The following is a 17,161-nucleotide window of genomic DNA, read 5'->3' on the forward strand; positions in this document are numbered from 1 at the left end:
GCCTTCGGCCCGGCTTCCAGCTTCGGGCCTGCGCGCTTCGCTTGCCGTGCGGTCGGCGTGTGGGATGGCCATTGCCATGTCCAGCCGTCTCCCCTGAATTCATCACCTTGTCCGCGACTGTAGCCCGCGCCCGTGTGCCGTCAAGGCGCGCAGGGCCGTGTCCTCGGCTGCGCCTGCGGGCCGCACCAACCCTGCGCTTGTCTCCTTGACGGCGCCCGTTCGCGCGCTCCTGACCGTCGCGGGCGATGAACTCAGGAAAGACGGTGAGAACCAGGCCAAGAGGGCCAACCGGGTTCCTCGTGCCGACCGCACCGAACAGCCGAAAGGCTGGGCTCCGAATCTAGGAATCCGGTGTGCGGTTTTCTTCAACAGCCTTTTTGTTCAGGAGAAAGACATGCAAATCGCATCCCGTTTCGCTTCCCGCTCCCCGTCGCTGCGCAGCGACTACCCGCTGTCCGATGACCAGATTCGCAGGGTGGCCCCGTCCATTTTCGCGGACGCCCCGCATGAGAGCCGTTCCGAACGATACAGCTACATCCCCACCGCCGCCGTTCTGACCGAGCTTCGCAAAGAAGGCTTCCAGCCCTTCATGGTGACGCAGACCCGTGTGCGCGATGAAGGCAAGCGCGAGCACACGAAACACATGCTGCGCCTGCGCCACGCCAGCCAGATCAACGGCGAGGAGGCTAACGAAATCGTGCTGCTGAACTCGCACGACGGCACCAGCAGCTATCAGATGCTGGCCGGAATGTTCCGCTTCGTTTGCAGCAATGGCCTTGTCTGCGGCGACACCGTGGCCGATGTGCGCGTGCCCCACAAAGGCGATGTTTCCGGGCATGTCATCGAAGGCGCTTACGAAGTCTTGCGCGGCTTCAACCGGGTGAAGGAATCCCGCGATGCCATGCGCGCGATCACGCTGGATGAAAGCGAAGCCGAAGTGTTCGCCCGTTCCGCGCTGGCCCTCAAGTACGACCCCACCGACAACAAGCCCGCGCCCATCACCGAATCGCAAATCCTGATGCCGCGCCGGTTCGACGACCGCCGCCCCGACCTGTGGAGTGTGTTCAACCGCACGCAGGAGAACTTGACCAAGGGCGGATTGCATGGCCGCAGCGCCAACGGACGCCGCCAGCAAACCCGACCTGTGCAGGGCATTGATTCCGATGTGCGCCTGAACCGCGCCCTCTGGATGCTGGCCGATGGCCTGCGCCAGTTGAAAGCCTGAATCCCCACGCGGCGGGGGCAGGCAGCAGCCCTTGCCGCTTTCTTCTCTGCTGCATTCCCTAACCGCAAGGAGTTATCACCATGAACGCCATCACCCAAACCGAAGCCCGCGCCATCCAAGCCCCCGAGCTGGAAGCTGCCGACCCCACGAAAAACCTGATTCTGGTTCCGCTGTCGCGGCTGGTGCTGCGCCCCACGGGCCGCAACGTGCGCAAAACCCCGCGCATGTCCATCTCCGAGCTGGCCGCGAGTATTCAGCGCGTGGGCCTGCTGCAAAACCTAATCGTGATTGCATCCGCCGATGGCGAGCATTACGAAGTCGTGGCCGGTGGCCGCAGGCTGGCCGCGTTGAAGCTGCTGGCGAAGAAGCACCGCATCGGCAAGGAATGGGAGGTGCCTTGCCTGCTGGTGGCCGATGGCACCGCCCGCACGGCCAGCCTCACCGAGAACGTGCAGCGCGAAGCCATGCACCCGGCAGACCAGTTTGAAGCCTTCGCGGCACTGGTGGCCGAAGGGCGACCCATCGAGGACATTGCGGCAGATTTCAGCGTCACGCCGCTGGTGGTGCAGCGCCGCTTGAAGCTGGCGAACGTGTCGCCGCGATTGATGGCCGACTATCGGGCCGATGCCGTGAGCCTTGACCAGTTGATGGCGCTTGCCATCACCGATGACCACACCATGCAGGAAGCCGCGTTCTACCACGCGCCGCAGTGGCAGCGGCATCCCTCGCACTTGCGCGAACGCCTGACCGAAAGGGAAGTCGACGCCTACCGGCATCCGCTGGTGCGCTTCGTCGGGCTGGACACCTACGAAGCCGCAGGCGGCGGCATCCGCCGTGACCTGTTCGCGGAAGATGACGCGGGCGTGTATCTGACCGATGCCGCGCTGCTGGAGCGGCTGGCGCAAGACAAGCTGGCAGGCATCGCCGCCACTGTCCGCGCCGAGGGCTGGGCGTGGGTGGATGCCACGCCGGGCGTGACCCATGCGGACCTGCACGCCTTCCAGCCTGCGCCGAGGGAACGGCGCGAGCCGAACAAGCGCGAAGCCGCACGCATCGAGAAGCTGCAAACCAAGATGCACGAACTGGCCGAAGCCGTGGACGCCGCGATGGACGCCGACGACGAGGACAAGGCCGACGCCTTGCAGGAGGAAGGCGAAACCCTGGGTGAACAGTTGCAGGCGCTGGAAGATGGCTTGCAGGACTACGGCGCGAACGTGAAGGCCGCAGCCGGTGCCATCGTCACCATCGACCGCAACGGTGAAGCCGTGATTCATCGCGGGCTGCTGCGCGAAGCCGAGGCCAAGGCGCTGCGCACGCTGGAACGGCTGCGCCAAGGTTTCAGCAGCGAAAGCGAAGCCGAGAACGACGACGAAGGCGAGGACGGAGACGACGAAAGGCAGCCCAAGATCGCTGCCATGTCCGACCGGCTGGCGCAGCGCCTAAGCGCGCACCGCACCGCCGCGCTGCAAATCGAAGTCGCCCGGCACCCGCAAGCGGCGCTGGCCGCCGTGGTGCATAGCATGGTGCAGACCGTCTTGCAGGAAAGCCGCTATGGCTTCAAGCGCGATTCCTTGCCGCTGGGCGTGAGCCTGAAAGTGCAAGACCGGCTGGAAGGCATGGCCCCGGACTGGCCTCACTCCACCGCCGCCGTGGCACTGCGCGAACTGCAACAGGTAGCCGGCGAAGCCTTGCCGGAGGACAGCGCCGAACTGTTCGCCGCGCTGCTGGCGAAGCCGCAAGACGAACTGGTGCGGCTGCTGGCCGTGTGCGTGGCTTCCACGGTGGACGTGGTGACGCCTCGCGCCACGCCGCGCCAACCCGGCGTGGAACTGGCGCAGGCCGTGGGCCTCGACATGACCGCATGGTGGCAGCCGACCGCCGAGGGGTATTTCAAGCACGTTCCGAAGGCGGCAGTTCTGCAAGCCGTGGGCGAGTACGCGCCCGATCAGGTTTCCCGGCTGGCGAAGTTGAAGAAGGCCGACATTGCCAGCGAGGCCGAACGGCTGGCCGATGGCACGGGCTGGATGCCTGCCATCTTCAAGGCCGAAGGCCCGCAGGATGCCGCGCAGGAGGCAGGCCCGGAGCAGGACGCCCCGGAGGATGCCGAGGCAATGGCGGATGAACCCACCGAGGCGCTGGCCGCTTGACCCGTGCAGAAGGCGAGCGCCCCGGCTTCGACCGGGGCGCTTCGCTGGAAGGAGAAGCCCCCATGACCCGCACCACTACCAGCCGCCCGCGCATGGCGGCGAGCTACGCGCCCGGCACGGTACGTGCCCGCCGCTGGCACGGCGATGGCGATGTGCGCGGCTACCGCCCGCCCTCGGGCTGGACGGCTCGCGCAGACCTCACCGACATTCATCCCATCACGGGCCACGCCTTGCCGCGAGCCGTGTGGTGGATCATCGAGACGAAGGAATAACCGCGTTCAGCACCGCGCCCAGGCCGTTCCGCCCTGGGCGCGGTGAACTTCAAAAATCCGGGCGCGGCAGTGGCCGCGCCCGGTGTTCAAGGCCAACAACCAAATCAGAACGCCGCCGCTTTCGTAGAGGTTCAAGCTGCGGCGTCGAAAGCGCGAGCCTCCTGCCCACGCAGCGCGTCAGTCAGATTGCAGCCGTGGCGTCCATCACGTGCTGCAACTTGAGCAACTCTGCTGCATTTGCATGGGCGGGCACTTGACCGATCCGTAGGAGCAGAAAACGCAGCAGTCGCCCGCCTTCGGCAGCAGCAACGTCTTGCACCGTTCGCACTCGTAGAAGAACTGGCAGGCATCGGTCGGCATGGTCTCACGCCTGACATGCCCGCAGTGCGGGCAGGTCAGCACCGACTCCAGTGTGGGCGTGCCTGCTATCATTTGTGCACCGTCGTAGGGTAGCCCGCGTCGGTGGTCGCCTTCACGAGCGTCGAGACTTGGGCCTGTTCTGCATCGAACGTGACGGTCGCCGTCTTCTTGGCGAAGTCGATCCTGACCTGGCTAACGCCAGGCACCTTCTCCAGAGACTTCTTCACCGTGACCGGGCACAGCTCGCAGGTCATGTTCTGTACATTGAGCGTCGCCGTCTGGGGCGTTGCGGCCAGGGCAGCGAACGGCGACAGCGCGACGAGCAGCGATACGACTGATTTGCGCATGAAAGCTCCTTCAGAAAAACAAGGGTGCCAGCCAGGGCACCGACAACAAGGCGAGAAGCACCAGCGCAACGGCCCAGAAGATCAGCCGCTGGCGCTTGAGGACGCTCGATTGGGCGCAGGCGGCGCCGGGCTCGCAGGCCGGCTGTTGAAAGTACAGACGCTGAAACGCCAAACCCACGAACAGAAACGTTGCTGCAATGAACCAAGGCCGCAGCGGCTCCAGCGCGGTGAGACTGGCGATCCAGGCACCACCGATGCCCATCATCAGCAGCACCAGCGGCACCACACAGCACACCGAGGCGCCGATGGCAGCCAGCGTCCCGGCGACGAGCGAGTTCTTGAAGTTGAAGGTGGACATGAGCGTGCGTGAACGTCTTCGACACGTGCCACTCTAAACTCCGTACCATGCTACGGAGTCAAGGGGGCGACCAGTGAGCGCGCTGACGATAGGGGGTCTGGCTGACGAGGCTGGCGTAAACGTCGAGACCATCCGCTACTACCAGCGGCGCGGGCTGATGCCGGAGCCGGACAAGCCGGCTCACGGGTATCGCCGCTACGACGCCACCACGGTCAAGCGCGTGCGCTTCATCAAGCGGGCACAGGCACTCGGCTTCACGCTGGAAGAGATCGGCGGCTTGCTCGAACTCGACGAGGCCCATGCCTGTGCCGAAACGCGCGAACTGGCCTCGCACAAGCTGGAGGCTATCGAAACCAAGCTGGCCGACTTGGCGGCGATGCGCAGGGCGCTCATGACTCTGCTGCGCCAGTGCGATGCGGGCGCGATGAAGGGTAACTGCCCCATCATCCACGCCCTGGGTGCGGACTGATGCCCGCGAAGCTTCGATTTCCACACCCTTACTTCTGCCGTCACCCTGCATCCGGGTTTTTGCTGAGTGCAGACTGACTGGAGCGTGTCGGCGCGATGCGCCGCCGGGCTTTGCGGGCTGCGCCCCATGCCGACTTCGCCGTCACGGCCATTCGGCCTCAATCCCGCGCCTTCGCGCCTGCGGCACTGCGCGCTCTACTTGGCGCCCCTCGAATATCGCCGAACCGGCTATGCCGGCTCGGTCAAGCGCACGTCACATGCGCTAATGGCTGTGCTGGTGATGCACGTCCGGGAAATGCGGATGGCTGTGCAAGAGGGGCTCATGCCGATGCGGGTGGGCGTGCGGCTCGACGCCATCCCACGGGAAATCATGGGTGTGGCGGTGGTGTTGGTCATGCACATGCCGATGGGCATGGGCCATCGGTTTATGCGTGTGTTCGTGCTCGTGCCGCTCGGTCAGGTGCAGCCAGACACCTATTCCCATCAGCGCCGCCGCCAGCCAGAACACCCCCGAGGTCGGCTCACCCAGGGACACGATGGCGATGGCAGCGCCGATGAAGGGGGCTGTCGAGAAATACGCGCCCGCGCGCGCCGAACCGAGGCCGCGCAAGGCCAGCACGAACAGCACCAGGCTGACGCCGTAGCCGGCCAACCCGACGCTCATGGCCTGCGCCACGCGCGGCCACGCCGGCAGCGTGGCGCCGAGCGCCAGGGCCAGCGCGAGGTTCGTGACGCCCGCCACCAGCCCTTTGGTGCCGGCGATGAATACGGCATCGGAGGCCGACACCTTGCGTGTCAGGTTGTTGTCCACCGCCCAGCACAGGCAGGCGCCGACCACGGCCAGACTGCCCAGCGTGCTGCTGTGTCCCATGCCATCGTGTTGTGGCCAGGCCAGCAGCAGGCCGCCCGCCACGATGAAGGCCATGCCCAGCACGATACGCCGGTCGGCGTTTTCGTGGAAGACGACCCATGCCAGCACGGCCGTCAGCACCGCTTCCATGTTGAGCATTAGCGAGGCATCGGCGGCCGTGGTGTGCGTCAGCCCGATCATCAACAGCAAAGGGCCAAGCACGCCGCCGCTGGCGATGGCGCCGAGCAGCCAGGGCCATTCCCATGCGGGCAGGCTGGGCGCGGCAAAGCCGCGATCCCTGATGAGGCGAACTGTCCACAGGCCGATGCCGCTGCCCAGGTACAGCAGTCCGGCCAGCATGATGGGTGAAACGTCACCGACCATCTGCTTGGCAAAGGGCGTGCTGGCGCCGAACAGCAGTGCGGCCGCCAGGGCGGCGAGGATGGACGAGCGTCCGGTCATAGAGCGAGAACCTGCGAATCGAGGGGCACCTATCACCTTACACCGATTCCGTAACTCGTCGGTGATACGGGGCGCTTCGGTTGATTGGAGCTTTTGATGCGGCATGGCGTGTCGACGCAAAGCGCCGCCGGGCTATTGGGCTGCGCCCCGTGCCTCGTTCCGAGTCACGGCCATTCGGGCGTCTATCCCTCACGCCTACGCGCCTGCGGCGCTGCGCGCCACGCTTGCCTCCGGGGGATCGGCGCAAGGCCCATCCCCGCCGCGCAGGCTTGGCGCTCCTGCGATACCGCCGAACCGGCGACGCCGGATCGGCCAGGGCCAGCGCCCCGCCGTATGGGCGGTGCTCGGTGGGTGCGCCGTGGCTTGCTGCGGCGGGTTGTGCGAATGCGTGCCGTCCCCGACGCTTTGGCAGTTCGTTGCCTATGTGTCACGAATGACGGTTAACAGATATGCCACCCGGCCCTCCTTGGGGCTCCACACCGCACTGCAAGCATGGCTGCCTGCGTGGGAAGGGACGTGTTCCTGCTGGTCGTTGGGGAATGGCCTTGCCGAGTCAGGGGGCGTGCCGCTGAAACCGTCGTGTGGGGATGCCGAGCTGGCGATGTCTCCTTTCGGGGTATGGGTTCGGCCCAAGGCGTCCTTGTGTTGTTGTGAATCCTGGCGGGGGCACGGCTGCGCCTCGGACTTCATGGCTGCAACCGTCCGGCGAAAACAATTTCCCCTGCGCTGCGCGCATTCCTCGCGGGCCAAATTCTTTTCGCCTCCCGGTGCTCCACTGCGTTGCGCCCACAAGCGGTGCAGCCAGCCCGTCCCCCGCCGGTCGGATCACAACAAGGACGCGATGGGCGCGAACCTTGTTCAACCGTAAGGAGATTCATCATGGCAACCATCGGCACCTTCACCGCGGACAAAGACGGTTTCACTGGCACGCTGCGTACCCTGACCCTCAACGTCAAGGCCAAGCTGGTTCCCAACGACAAGGGGGACAACGAACACGCCCCCGACTTCCGCGTGCAGGCGGCTGGCTATGACATCGGCGCGGCGTGGCGCAAGGTCAGCAAGGCCGAGCGGCTCTACATCTCCGTGACCCTGGATGATCCTTCGTTCCCGGCAACGGTCTATGCCCGGCTGATCGAGGAGGAAGGCGGCACGCACAACCTGATCTGGTCGCGCAGCAAGCCCCAGGTGGCCTGACGGCCGCCAGCGCCCCGCCCACGCGGCGGGGCGCTGCGCGTTTCGCTTTTCTCCCGGGGAAAGCCTTGCGGCTATCCCCGCCGCGCGGCGCTTGGCACCCCACGATACTGTCGAACCGGCTCGCGCCGGATCGGCTAGGCCAACGCCAATGCAGACTACCGCGCATCGTCTTTCTTCAGCACGGCGTCCATTTCCTGCCGCACTTGTGCCAGAAGCTGCTCAGCCCGCTGCGCGTCGTCGCCGGCATAGGCCAGCGTCAGCAGCGTGAGCGGGTGAACCTCCATGACCTCACACAGCTCGGCCAGCTTGTTCAGGGTGGGACTTTTCAGGTCGCGCTCCAGCGAACTCATGTAGGTGCGGCTGGACACATCCGAGAAGGCTTCCTGGCTCAGTCCACGGGCCTTCCTGATGGTTTTCAACGCCTCCGACAATGTGTGTTTCGCTGCCAACCTTGGATCTCCCCGAAATCCAAGATGACAGTCGATTGCGCCTTATAGAGCTACAATCTATAGTGTTCATTACTAGCGAATTGCCGCTCTTGTACTTTTACGGCAATCCGTGTCGACGGCTTTCGACGCAAGCGCAAAACCGCATCCGTGGTTTTCCTCAAACCCGTCGATCCGGTTCCACGCTTCCACGCTTTGGCGGATTCGTGCAGCAAGAAGGGGATCGCCATGAACCCACTTATCACCGAAGACGAGCGCAGGCAGTTGCTGGCCCACGGTCAGGCTCGGTCCGCTGGTCAGGCCATCGACCCGCTGCCCGTGGTGCGGCTGTTCACGCCGGATGCCCATGCCACCTGGTTGCTGGCTGCGCTTGACCCGGCCGATGGCGATACGGCCCAAGGCCTGATCGACCTCGGGATCAGCATGCCCGAGCTGGGGACGGTGAAGCTCTCCGACCTCGCTGCCATCGTCGGGCCCCGCCAGCAGCCGGTGATGAGGGATCGGTATTTCCAGGCGGTGCGGCCTCTGTCGGAATACCTGCGGCTGGCGCAGGAGAACGGTTCCGTCGTCGATTGAAACGTTCGCGCCTCAGCCAAGTGGGGCGCATTCAGACTATTTCAGTCTGGCTCCAGACTCACCAAGTCTCAATTGGCACTCTTGCGCGCGGGCCCTGTACTTGTGCTGGAAACAGTCACGATCTTTCATGCGGCTCGCGGCACGGTGTCTGATACCGCGTGATGTTTTGGAATTGCGTGGTCGTCGTATTCGGACGAATTTCGCAATGAACAGCCCCGGATTTCGAGGAGGCACCAACTCTTGAGAAGATGGAGCCATGAACAAGTCACCGAAGTTCTCCCCGGAAGTCCGCGAGCGCGCCGTTCGCATGGTGCAGGAGCACCGAGCCGACTACCCGTCGCTGTGGGCAGCCATTGAATCGATTGCGCCCAAGATTGGCTGCGTGCCGCAGACCTTGAATGACTGGGTCAAGAAGGCCGAGGTCGACAGCGGCCAGCGCCCCGGCACCACCACGGCAGACGCCCAGCGCATCAAGGAACTGGAGCGTGAGGTCAAAGAGCTGCGCCGGGCCAACGACATCCTGAAGACGGCCAGCGCGTTTTTCGCGCAGGCGGAGCTCGACCGCCGATTGAAGTCTTGAAGAACTACATCGACCGCCACCGTGATGACTACGGGGTCGAGCCCATCTGCCGGGTGCTGCAGATGGCCCCGTCGTGTTACTGGCGCCACGCAGCCCGGCAACGCAACCCGCAACTGCGCAGTCAACGCGTCCAGCGTGACGAGGGTTTGAAAGCCGACATCCAGCGCGTGTGGCACGCCAACTGGCAGGTCTACGGGGCCGATAAGGTCTGGCTGCAGATGAACCGCGAGGGCATCGCAGTGGCGCGCTGCACGGTCGAGCGCCTGATGCGTGCCATGGGCTTGCAAGGAGCACGCCGTGGCAAGACAGTGCGCACCACCACGCCGGACACATCGGCACCGTGCCCGCTGGACCACGTCAACCGGCAATTCAAGGCCAGCCGGCCCAACGAGCTGTGGGTGTCGGACTTCACCTACGTCTCCACCTGGCAGGGCTGGTTGTACGTGGCCTTCGTGGTGGACGTGTACGCCCGGCGCATCGTGGGCTGGCGGGTCAGCCGCAGCATGCAAACGGACTTCGTGCTGGATGCGCTGGAGCAGGCGCTGTATGACCGCCAGCCAGCAGCCCATGCCTTGACGCACCATTCCGACAGGGGCAGTCAATACGTTTCCATACGCTACACCGAACGCTTGGACCAGGCGGGTATCCAGCCATCAGTGGGCAGCCGGGGTGACAGCTACGACAACGCACTGGCCGAGACCATCAACGGGCTGTACAAGGCCGAGCTGATTCACCGCCGGGGACCCTGGAAGACCAGGGAATCCGTGGAGCTGGCCACCCTGCAGTGGGTGCACTGGTTCAATCACGTCCGACTGCTCACGCCGATTGGGGGCATCCCTCCGGCAGAAGCTGAGGCAAACTACTGGAGGCAACTCGCCGTCAGCGACACCTCGACAGAGGTGTCAACTTAAACCAATCGGCCTCCTTGAAAGCCGGGGCGGTTCACAATGCATCTGAGTCGATCGGTCTTGACATTCAATGTTACAGCCCAACCCAATTGTGATGGCCGCTGACCGTCGGCGATAGCCCTGTGTTGAACGCCCGTGACGACGTTCCTGATCTTCGACAGGAGCTTGGCGTTCATGGGCAACCCTCACCATCTCGCGCACTGGTATCCGACCGCTGCCTACCTCTACATCCTGGGCCTGGATGCACTCGCGCTGGCCTGGGAGTACCTGCGCAGGCATCCCGATTACCGGCTCGACTGGCGGCGCCGTGCGCGCCGCCCCGATGCTGCGCAGCGCTGGGGCTTGCGCCTGCTGGAAGACCCAGCCCTGGATGCGCGTGACGCGCAACCGGCCTGGCAGCCGGGGCATGCTGCCGTGGTGCAGCTCTACCCGGACGCCGATCCGCCCGTGGATGCAGAGCTTTTTTCCTTCTGGCGCATCCCTGGCCACAAGCAACTGCTGCACGACGGCAAGGGACTGGTGCTGATCGCACGAAGCGCCGGCCATTGGCAGCGCTTCGTGCTGGCGTCCGGCTTGGAAGACGGCATGGCCGTGGCCTATGCCTATCACGGTCGTGGCGGCGTCATGCATGCACCCGACACGCCGGCGCCAATGGCCCGGTCCAGGCCGCCCCCCGCCGCACTGCTCGAACTGCACACCTTGCAGGCACTCGACGCGACCCTGGCGGGTGCGTCGTTGCGCGAGGTCGGCGAAGGGCTGTTCGGTGTCGACGCCGTGGCCGATTGGTACAGCGACGGAGGTCTGCGCTCCAAGGTGCGCCGCCTGGTGCGGCGCGGCGATGCGCTGATGCGCAGCGGCTATCGCCGCCTAGCACAGCTTGCGCCACTTGAGAAGGGTCGTTTTGAATCCAACGCAAAACGACCCTGAGCAGAAGGGCATCGTTTTCTGAGACTGCCTCCATCCGGTTGCGCTGTGTGGCCGGGCGTTTTCAGCCGATGGAGGTTCACACCATGCGTCCCGCTCCCTTGCGGCCTGCCGCCGCTGTCTCGACCGCTGCCGCGCAGCCCCAACGCTATCTCACCAACGATGAAGCCGCCGACTACCTGCGCCTGTCGCCGCGCACGCTGGAAAAGCAGCGCGTGATCGGTGGTGGCCCGCGCTTTCGCAAGTTCGGCCGCCGTGTCATGTACGCCGTGGCCGACCTCGATGCCTGGGCCACCGACCGCAGCTTCGAGACGACTTCCGATCCCGAATACGCCGAGCACCACTCGGCCGACAGCCGTGCGCGCTGATCGGCGGCGCGCGGGTGGCCTCCGCCGTGTCCAAACCGTCGCAGGAGCGCGAACAGCTCGACCTGTTCCGCGCCTTGCCGGGCGACATGGCGCCGCGCGACAGCCAGGACTTGATGGCCTATCCGTTCTTCTCGCTCGGCAAGTCCAAGCGAGTCAAGCCTATCGACTTCCGGGCAGGCAACGTAGCGATCCGCGTCGAAGGCACGGCCGAGCACGGCATCGCCACGATTTGGGATGCGGACGTGCTGATATGGGCGGCCTCGCAAATCGTGGAAGCGAAGGACGCGGGCCTGCGCCCGTCGCGGCTGATGCGTGCGACGCCCTACGAGATCCTGCGCTTCATCGGGCGCGGCAAGTCGCTGCGCGACTACCAGCGCCTCAAGGCGGCCTTGGATCGCCTGCAATCCACCACGGTGGCCACGTCGATCCGCGAGACCACGGGAAGACGGCTGCATCGCTTCTCGTGGATCAACGAGTGGAAGGAACTGGCCGATGCCAAGGGCACGCCCTTGGGTCTGGAGCTGATCCTGCCGGACTGGTTCTATGCGGGCGTGCTCGACGCCGCCCTGGTGCTGACCATCGACCCGGCGTATTTCCGGCTCACGGGCGGCATCGAGCGGTGGCTGTACCGCCTGGTGCGCAAGCACGGCGGGCGGCAGCAACACGGCTGGCAATTCGATTTCCGACACCTGTATCGGAAATCGGGCAGTGCCACGCGCTTCTCGGACTTCGCCTACGACCTGCGCGTGCTGGTCGCGCGGCAGTCGCTGCCGGGCTACGTACTGGGCATCGAGCGGATGCCCGACAACGGCATGGAGCTGCTGACGTTCCGGCCCGTGCCGCAGACGGCACGGGAATAACTCCGGGACAGCCTGTGAATGGTGTCGTGCTATCAGGCGTGCCAGGTATCGTGCTATCGGGAGTACGGCTATCGTGCTATCAGGAGTACGAATCGGCCGCAAAGCCAATAACGGCGCGGGTTTGCGGCCCCTCTAACTTCCCTAACTTAAAACCTCTAACTGGTAGTAGAAGCGCCGCGCCACGGTGGACAACCGCCACGCGGCACGAAGCGCAGCGGCAACAGCCCGGCTTTCCAACACGGAGGGCCGCGCCATGATCGTTGCTCTGCTCAACCAGAAAGGCGGCGTGGGCAAGACCACGCTCGCCACGCACATCGCTGGAGAGTTGGCGATGCGCGGCCAGCACGTCGTGCTGCTGGATGCCGACCCGCAAGGCTCATCGCTGGACTGGACGCAGCGCAGAAGCCAGCTGAGCTTGCCACGGCTGTTCAGCGCGGCGGGCCTCGCCCGCGAAACGCTGCACCAGGAGGCGCCAGAACTCGCCAGGCGGGCCGATCACGTCGTCATCGATGGCCCGCCGCGCATCGCCGCCTTGGCGCGCTCCGCGCTGCTGGCGGCCGAGCGCGTGCTGATCCCCGTGCAGCCCAGCCCCTACGATCTCTGGGCCAGCGCCGAGATGGTGGCGCTGATCCGCGAGGCGCAGGTGTTTCGGCCTGCGCTGCGCGCGGCCTTCGTCATCAACCGGCGCGTCAGTACCACCGTGATCGGGCGCGAAGCGCGCCAGGCGCTCGCTCACCAGCCGCTTCCTGCGCTACGCGCGGAAGTGCATCAACGCATCGTATTCGCCGACAGCGTGGCCACTGGCCGGCTCGCACGCGAGACGGCACCGGACAGCGCCGCCGCACGCGAAATCACTGCGCTGGTGGACGAACTGCTGCGGTGGCCGACATGACCGAGAAACCGCTGCCGAACAGCAAACGCACGGCAAAGCGCGTCGGCATCGGCGCGCGTCCGCCCGTGAATCCGCACGCCGAGGCGTGGATTCGCCAAGGCGATGCCGATGCGCTGGGCAAGGGCGACCTCTACACGGCTCGGCTGACCCTCGACATCACGCCCGCCATGCGGGCGCGCATCAAGGTGTCAGCCTTCACGCAGGGCGTGACCGTGGCCGACCTGCTGCGCGGCCTGTTGGAGCGGGAGTTTCCAGAACACCGCAGGGAGAACACCCCATGACCGCATCCGCTTCTCTTGCCCCCGCGCCTGTTGCCTTCGCGGCCACGGCAGCGCTCGCAGCGCCTTCCGCACAGCCTGCCAGCGCGCCGCTGACGCGCGTGGCGTTGGCCTACATCGAACCGCGTTTCAATCTCTACCTGCGCTTTGGCGAACCCGCGCGCACGCACCAGCTCGACCGTTGGCGGCGCTGCGCGGTGTTTCTGCCGGGCGCCATGTTCTGCCGCATCCGCTGGCAGGCCAACGACTACGGCACGATCCGCTGGCAGCTCATGGTGATGCAGACTTGCACGCCGCTCGATGCGGCGCAGCGCATTCCCGGCGTGCAGCCGGGCGCGCGCCTGCTGCTGCACGCCGAGGGCGAGAACCAGGTTCGCACCGTGCTGGAGCGCATCGACGCCATCGAGGTGCTGCGCATCGCGCCCGCCGCTGTCTCGCCTGCGTACTGGCGCACGCTCGCCAACCGGCTCGCTGCGCGCCTGCCGCTGCCCGAATACACTGCCGAGCGGCATGCCGCCTGGCTGGCCGGGAGGGCGCTGCCATGACCGCCGTTTCCAATTCCGGCACCGCACCGCGTTCTCGATCGCGCCTGCGCGCTCGTTTGGTGCTGGCGAGCCTGTCCGCCTGCGGCCTCGCTGCGCTGGCCTGGGCGTCCTTCGTGCAGCCGCTGCCGCGCCTGATCTACAACCCGTCCGTCAGCGTGGCGGTCGGCTGGTATCGTGTCGAAACGCTGGGCCGCGGCACCAGCTCGCCGCCACGCCCGTTGTCCGTGGGCAGCATCGTGCTGACCACGCTGCCGCCAGACGCTTCCGCGCTGGCCGCGCAGCGCGGCTACTTGCCGACGCGCGTGCCGCTGCTCAAGCGCGTGGGCGCCGTCGCACCGCAGGAGGTGTGCATCACTGGCCGCATCGTCCGCATCGACGGCGTGCCTTCGGCCGCCGCGCTGCCTGCCGACCGTTGGGGCCGGCCGCTGCCATCCTGGCAGCAGTGCCGTCGCCTAGAACCCGGTGAACTGTTCCTGCTCAGTGTGACCAATTCGGCGTCGTTCGACAGCCGGTATTTCGGGCCGGTCAGCGCATCCTCCGTGATCGGCGTTGCACGTCCGGTCTGGCTGGAGTCACGCCCATGATCTCCGCCGATTCGCTGCGCATCATCGTGCTATCGGGCGTGTCGTTCTGCTGGCCGTCGCCGTGTCGTCGCGCGTGCAGTGCGGGTGCCAATACTTCGCATTGGGCACCGCACTTCGCGCTGCCTCCGGCGCAGCCGTTCCATGTGCAGGCGTCTTGCCTCGAACGCGCCTGGCCTGCGGCCGTGTCCGCGTTCGCCGGCGCGCTGGCTGCTCGCGCAGCAGCGCCGCCGGGCCGCCGCTGCCCGGAGCGCCAGCGAGGGGCAAAGGCGGAAGGCAAGACAAAAGGACGCGGCACCGGGCCGCGTCGAAAGCCAGTCTGCACGTGTGGGTGGCGCGGCACGCAGCGGCTTCGCCGTCGTGCCGCGCAGGAAGCGAGGCCCGCGCCGATGCAGGCATGTCCGCGTGCTTCGCACGACCGGACACGCCATAGCTTGCAGGGAGAGCGGCCATGACCGACCGCCGCGACGACGATTTCCGCATCCGCCCCAGCGCCCCGAAGAACCGGGGCAAAGGCCAGGGCCAGAGCTTCGTGTCGAAGGTGCTCAAGCAGACCGGCAAGGCCAGCGGCGGCAAGTCTTCGATGCGCCATTCCACCGCGTCCGGCGGCCAGGGCCAGCGAGCAGGCCAACGCCCCGGCTCGCGCCTGGGGCGCGGTCATACAGCGGCCCGCTTCGCAGGCGCAAAGCTCACGCCCATGTCGCGGCGCGTGACCATCAAGACGCTGCTGGTCAACCAGCAACGGGTCAGCCCGCAGTCGCTCGCCAAGCACCTGCGCTACATCGAGCGCGATGGCGTGGGCCGCGATGGCGAGCCGGGCCAAGCCTACGGGCCGCAGACCGATGCCGTCGACCTCGACGCCTTCAAGGAACGCTGCGCCGATGACCGGCACCATTTCCGCTTCATCCTCTCGCCGGAGGACGGCGCCGAGCTGGAAGACCTGCGCACCTATACCCGGCACCTCATGGGCCGCATGGAGGCCGACCTGGGTACGGGCCTCGATTGGGTGGCCGTCAACCACTGGAACACCGACAACCCGCACACTCACATCGTCGTGCGCGGGCGCGACGATACCGGCAAAGACCTCATCATCGCGGGCGACTACATCGCCGATGGATTCCGCCACTGCGCCGCCGAGCTGGCGACCGAATGGCTGGGGCCGCGCACCGAGCTGGAGATCCAGCAGGCCTTGCAGCGCGAGGTTGAGCAGGAGCGGTGGACGAGCCTGGATCGCATCCTGCAACGCGAGGTCGGCGAGGGTGGCCGAGTGCAGATCGAACGCTTCAACGAACCGCGGCTGCAACGCCAGCGGCTGCTGCTGATCGACCGCCTGCAACATTTGCAGCGCCTGGGCCTGGCCGATGAAGTGCAGCCGGGCACGTGGGCTGTCCATGCCGATGCGGAGAAGACGCTGCGCGCCCTGGGCGAGCGCGGCGACATCATCCGCACCATGCAGCGGGCCATGCGCGGCCAGCCGCGCGAGCTGGCGGTGTTCGAGCCGAGCGACGATGGCCGAACCATTCTCGGCCGCGTGGCCGCCAAGGGGCTGGCGGACGAGTTGCGCGACCGGGGCTATCTGGTCATCGACGGGGTGGACGGCAAGGCCCACTACGTCGCGCTCAACGCCCGCGACGAGCTGGCGAACTATCCGGCCGGCGCCGTGGTGGAAGTGAAGGGGTCGGCCGACGTGCGTGCGGCCGACCGCAACATCGCCGCGCTGGCGAGCGGTGGCCTGTACCGCGCCGACCATCACCTTGCCATCGCCCAGGGCCAGGCCGTGCCCGGCCGCGATCCGCAAGAGGTGGTAGCAACCCACGTCCGCCGGCTGGAGGCCTTGCGCCGGGCCGGTATCGTGGAGCGTGTGGCCGAAGGTTTATGGAAGGTGCCTGGCGATCTGCCCGAACAGGGCCGCCGCTACGACGCGCAGCGCCTGGGCGGCGTGGCCGTGGAGCTGAAATCGCATCTGCCCATCGAGCGGCAGGCCCGTGTCATCGGCGCCACCTGGCTGGATCAGCAATTGATCGGCGGCGGCCGAGGATTGGGCGACCTGGGCTTTGGCGGCGAAGCCAAGGAGGCACTCCAGAAGCGCGCCGACTTCTTGGCAGAACAGGGACTGGCCGAGAAACGCGGCCAGCGCGTGATCCTGGCGCGCAACCTGCTGGGTACGCTGCGCAGCCGGGAAGTGGCGCAGGCCGGCAAGGACATCGCCGCCGATACCGGCCTGGAGCATCGGCCCGTGGCTGACGGGCAGCGCGTGGCGGGCATCTACCGGCGCTCGGTCATGCTCGCCAGCGGACCCTATGCGATGATTGATGACAGCTTGAGTTTCTGCTTGGTGCCGTGGCGGCCGGTGATTGAGCAGCGACTGGGGCAGCAGATCGCCGCGACGGTGCGCGGCGGCGGGGTGTCATGGGAAATTGGACGGCGGCCTGGGCTGTCCCGAGGTTAGCCAGGCCAACGTCAACGATCCTACAGAATGGATTCAACGTAGTCCTCTGCAACCTCATCTGGAATAGCAGG

Annotated in this window: 20 protein-coding genes and 1 other annotated feature; of the genes, 15 read left to right on the plus strand and 5 right to left on the minus strand. The window is 66.3% G+C overall.

What is annotated here, in order from left to right:
- Window positions 1–394 precede the first annotated feature (394 nt).
- The 3 genes from ALIDE2_RS10765 (at window position 395) to ALIDE2_RS10775 (ending at window position 3,644) form a co-directional block, all read left to right on the plus strand.
- The gene (locus ALIDE2_RS10765; RefSeq protein WP_013722068.1) at window positions 395–1,225 is read left to right on the plus strand and encodes a DUF932 domain-containing protein; all 831 of its coding nucleotides are present in this window, start codon (window positions 395–397) and stop codon (window positions 1,223–1,225) included.
- Between the two features lie 80 nt (window positions 1,226–1,305).
- Window positions 1,306–3,372 carry a ParB/RepB/Spo0J family partition protein gene (locus tag ALIDE2_RS10770; protein WP_013722069.1) on the plus strand — a complete coding sequence of 689 codons (2,067 nt, stop codon included), beginning with the start codon at window positions 1,306–1,308 and terminating at the stop codon, window positions 3,370–3,372.
- Window positions 3,373–3,434: 62 nt separating this feature from the next.
- Complete coding sequence (locus tag ALIDE2_RS10775) at window positions 3,435–3,644, plus strand: hypothetical protein (RefSeq protein ID WP_013722070.1); 210 nt, start codon at window positions 3,435–3,437, stop codon at window positions 3,642–3,644.
- Between the two features lie 204 nt (window positions 3,645–3,848).
- On the opposite strand, the gene ALIDE2_RS25435 is transcribed toward ALIDE2_RS10775, so the two are convergent.
- The 3 genes from ALIDE2_RS25435 to ALIDE2_RS10790 are packed head-to-tail and all read right to left on the minus strand — an operon-like array spanning window position 3,849 to window position 4,709.
- Window positions 3,849–4,076, minus strand: a complete 228-nt coding sequence (locus tag ALIDE2_RS25435; protein WP_013722071.1) for a GDCCVxC domain-containing (seleno)protein — start codon at window positions 4,074–4,076, stop codon at window positions 3,849–3,851.
- Entirely contained in the window at window positions 4,073–4,351 is a 279-nt protein-coding gene (gene merP / locus ALIDE2_RS10785; protein ID WP_013722072.1) for a mercury resistance system periplasmic binding protein MerP, read from the minus strand. The genes ALIDE2_RS25435 and merP overlap by 4 nt, the downstream gene beginning before the upstream one ends.
- Before the next feature lie 10 nt (window positions 4,352–4,361).
- Window positions 4,362–4,709, minus strand: coding sequence for a mercuric transporter MerT family protein (locus ALIDE2_RS10790; protein WP_013722073.1), 348 nt, complete (start codon window positions 4,707–4,709; stop codon window positions 4,362–4,364).
- Window positions 4,710–4,782: 73 nt separating this feature from the next.
- On the opposite strand from ALIDE2_RS10790, the gene merR reads away from it, so the two are divergent.
- Window positions 4,783–5,178 (plus strand): Hg(II)-responsive transcriptional regulator, encoded by a 396-nt coding sequence (gene merR, locus ALIDE2_RS10795; RefSeq protein WP_013722074.1) that lies wholly within the window; start codon window positions 4,783–4,785, stop codon window positions 5,176–5,178.
- A gap of 261 nt (window positions 5,179–5,439) precedes the next feature.
- Here merR and ALIDE2_RS10800 read toward each other — a convergent pair whose 3' ends face one another.
- Entirely contained in the window at window positions 5,440–6,489 is a 1,050-nt protein-coding gene (locus ALIDE2_RS10800; RefSeq protein ID WP_013722075.1) for a DMT family transporter, read from the minus strand.
- Between the two features lie 879 nt (window positions 6,490–7,368).
- Between ALIDE2_RS10800 and ALIDE2_RS10805 the strand changes: the two genes are divergently transcribed.
- Window positions 7,369–7,683 carry a DUF736 domain-containing protein gene (locus ALIDE2_RS10805; RefSeq protein ID WP_013722077.1) on the plus strand — a complete coding sequence of 105 codons (315 nt, stop codon included), beginning with the start codon at window positions 7,369–7,371 and terminating at the stop codon, window positions 7,681–7,683.
- Between the two features lie 155 nt (window positions 7,684–7,838).
- Here ALIDE2_RS10805 and ALIDE2_RS10810 read toward each other — a convergent pair whose 3' ends face one another.
- On the minus strand, window positions 7,839–8,132 hold the full coding sequence (locus ALIDE2_RS10810; RefSeq protein ID WP_013722078.1) for a helix-turn-helix domain-containing protein: 294 nt from the start codon (window positions 8,130–8,132) through the stop codon (window positions 7,839–7,841).
- Between the two features lie 225 nt (window positions 8,133–8,357).
- Here ALIDE2_RS10810 and ALIDE2_RS10815 point away from each other — a divergent pair, with 225 nt between their 5' ends.
- The 10 genes from ALIDE2_RS10815 to ALIDE2_RS10865 all read left to right on the plus strand — a co-directional run bounded on the left by ALIDE2_RS10815 (window position 8,358) and on the right by ALIDE2_RS10865 (window position 17,090).
- Window positions 8,358–8,705: a DUF2958 domain-containing protein gene (locus ALIDE2_RS10815; protein WP_013722079.1), complete on the plus strand. Its 348-nt coding sequence runs from the start codon at window positions 8,358–8,360 to the stop codon at window positions 8,703–8,705.
- A 256-nt stretch (window positions 8,706–8,961) separates the two neighbouring features.
- Window positions 8,962–10,196, plus strand: a protein-coding gene (locus tag ALIDE2_RS10825) for an IS3 family transposase (protein WP_085945337.1) whose coding sequence is annotated in 2 segments (ribosomal slippage) — window positions 8,962–9,250 and window positions 9,250–10,196 — 1,236 coding nt in all. Because the reading frame shifts where the segments join, the coding sequence is not laid out codon by codon here.
- Window positions 9,240–9,356: a sequence feature (AL1L pseudoknot), on the plus strand. Its footprint overlaps the gene before it by 117 nt.
- A gap of 171 nt (window positions 10,197–10,367) precedes the next feature.
- Entirely contained in the window at window positions 10,368–11,120 is a 753-nt protein-coding gene (locus ALIDE2_RS10830; RefSeq protein WP_013722080.1) for a DUF2285 domain-containing protein, read from the plus strand.
- An 83-nt stretch (window positions 11,121–11,203) separates the two neighbouring features.
- On the plus strand, window positions 11,204–11,485 hold the full coding sequence (locus ALIDE2_RS10835; protein ID WP_013722081.1) for a helix-turn-helix domain-containing protein: 282 nt from the start codon (window positions 11,204–11,206) through the stop codon (window positions 11,483–11,485).
- An 86-nt stretch (window positions 11,486–11,571) separates the two neighbouring features.
- Complete coding sequence (locus ALIDE2_RS10840; protein WP_476489889.1) at window positions 11,572–12,345, plus strand: replication initiator protein A; 774 nt, start codon at window positions 11,572–11,574, stop codon at window positions 12,343–12,345.
- A 253-nt stretch (window positions 12,346–12,598) separates the two neighbouring features.
- Entirely contained in the window at window positions 12,599–13,237 is a 639-nt protein-coding gene (gene parA, locus ALIDE2_RS10845; RefSeq protein WP_013722083.1) for a ParA family partition ATPase, read from the plus strand.
- Complete coding sequence (locus ALIDE2_RS10850; protein ID WP_013721768.1) at window positions 13,234–13,518, plus strand: hypothetical protein; 285 nt, start codon at window positions 13,234–13,236, stop codon at window positions 13,516–13,518. Before parA ends, ALIDE2_RS10850 begins: the two co-directional genes overlap by 4 nt.
- Window positions 13,515–14,060 (plus strand): DUF2840 domain-containing protein, encoded by a 546-nt coding sequence (locus ALIDE2_RS10855; protein WP_013721767.1) that lies wholly within the window; start codon window positions 13,515–13,517, stop codon window positions 14,058–14,060. The genes ALIDE2_RS10850 and ALIDE2_RS10855 overlap by 4 nt, the downstream gene beginning before the upstream one ends.
- Window positions 14,057–14,644: a S26 family signal peptidase gene (locus ALIDE2_RS10860; RefSeq protein ID WP_013722084.1), complete on the plus strand. Its 588-nt coding sequence runs from the start codon at window positions 14,057–14,059 to the stop codon at window positions 14,642–14,644. Before ALIDE2_RS10855 ends, ALIDE2_RS10860 begins: the two co-directional genes overlap by 4 nt.
- Before the next feature lie 448 nt (window positions 14,645–15,092).
- Window positions 15,093–17,090 (plus strand): relaxase/mobilization nuclease and DUF3363 domain-containing protein, encoded by a 1,998-nt coding sequence (locus tag ALIDE2_RS10865; RefSeq protein ID WP_013722085.1) that lies wholly within the window; start codon window positions 15,093–15,095, stop codon window positions 17,088–17,090.
- The last annotated feature ends 71 nt before the right edge of the window (window positions 17,091–17,161 follow it).

The organism is Alicycliphilus denitrificans K601 (genome assembly GCF_000204645.1).
Lineage (GTDB): Bacteria > Pseudomonadota > Gammaproteobacteria > Burkholderiales > Burkholderiaceae_C > Alicycliphilus > Alicycliphilus denitrificans.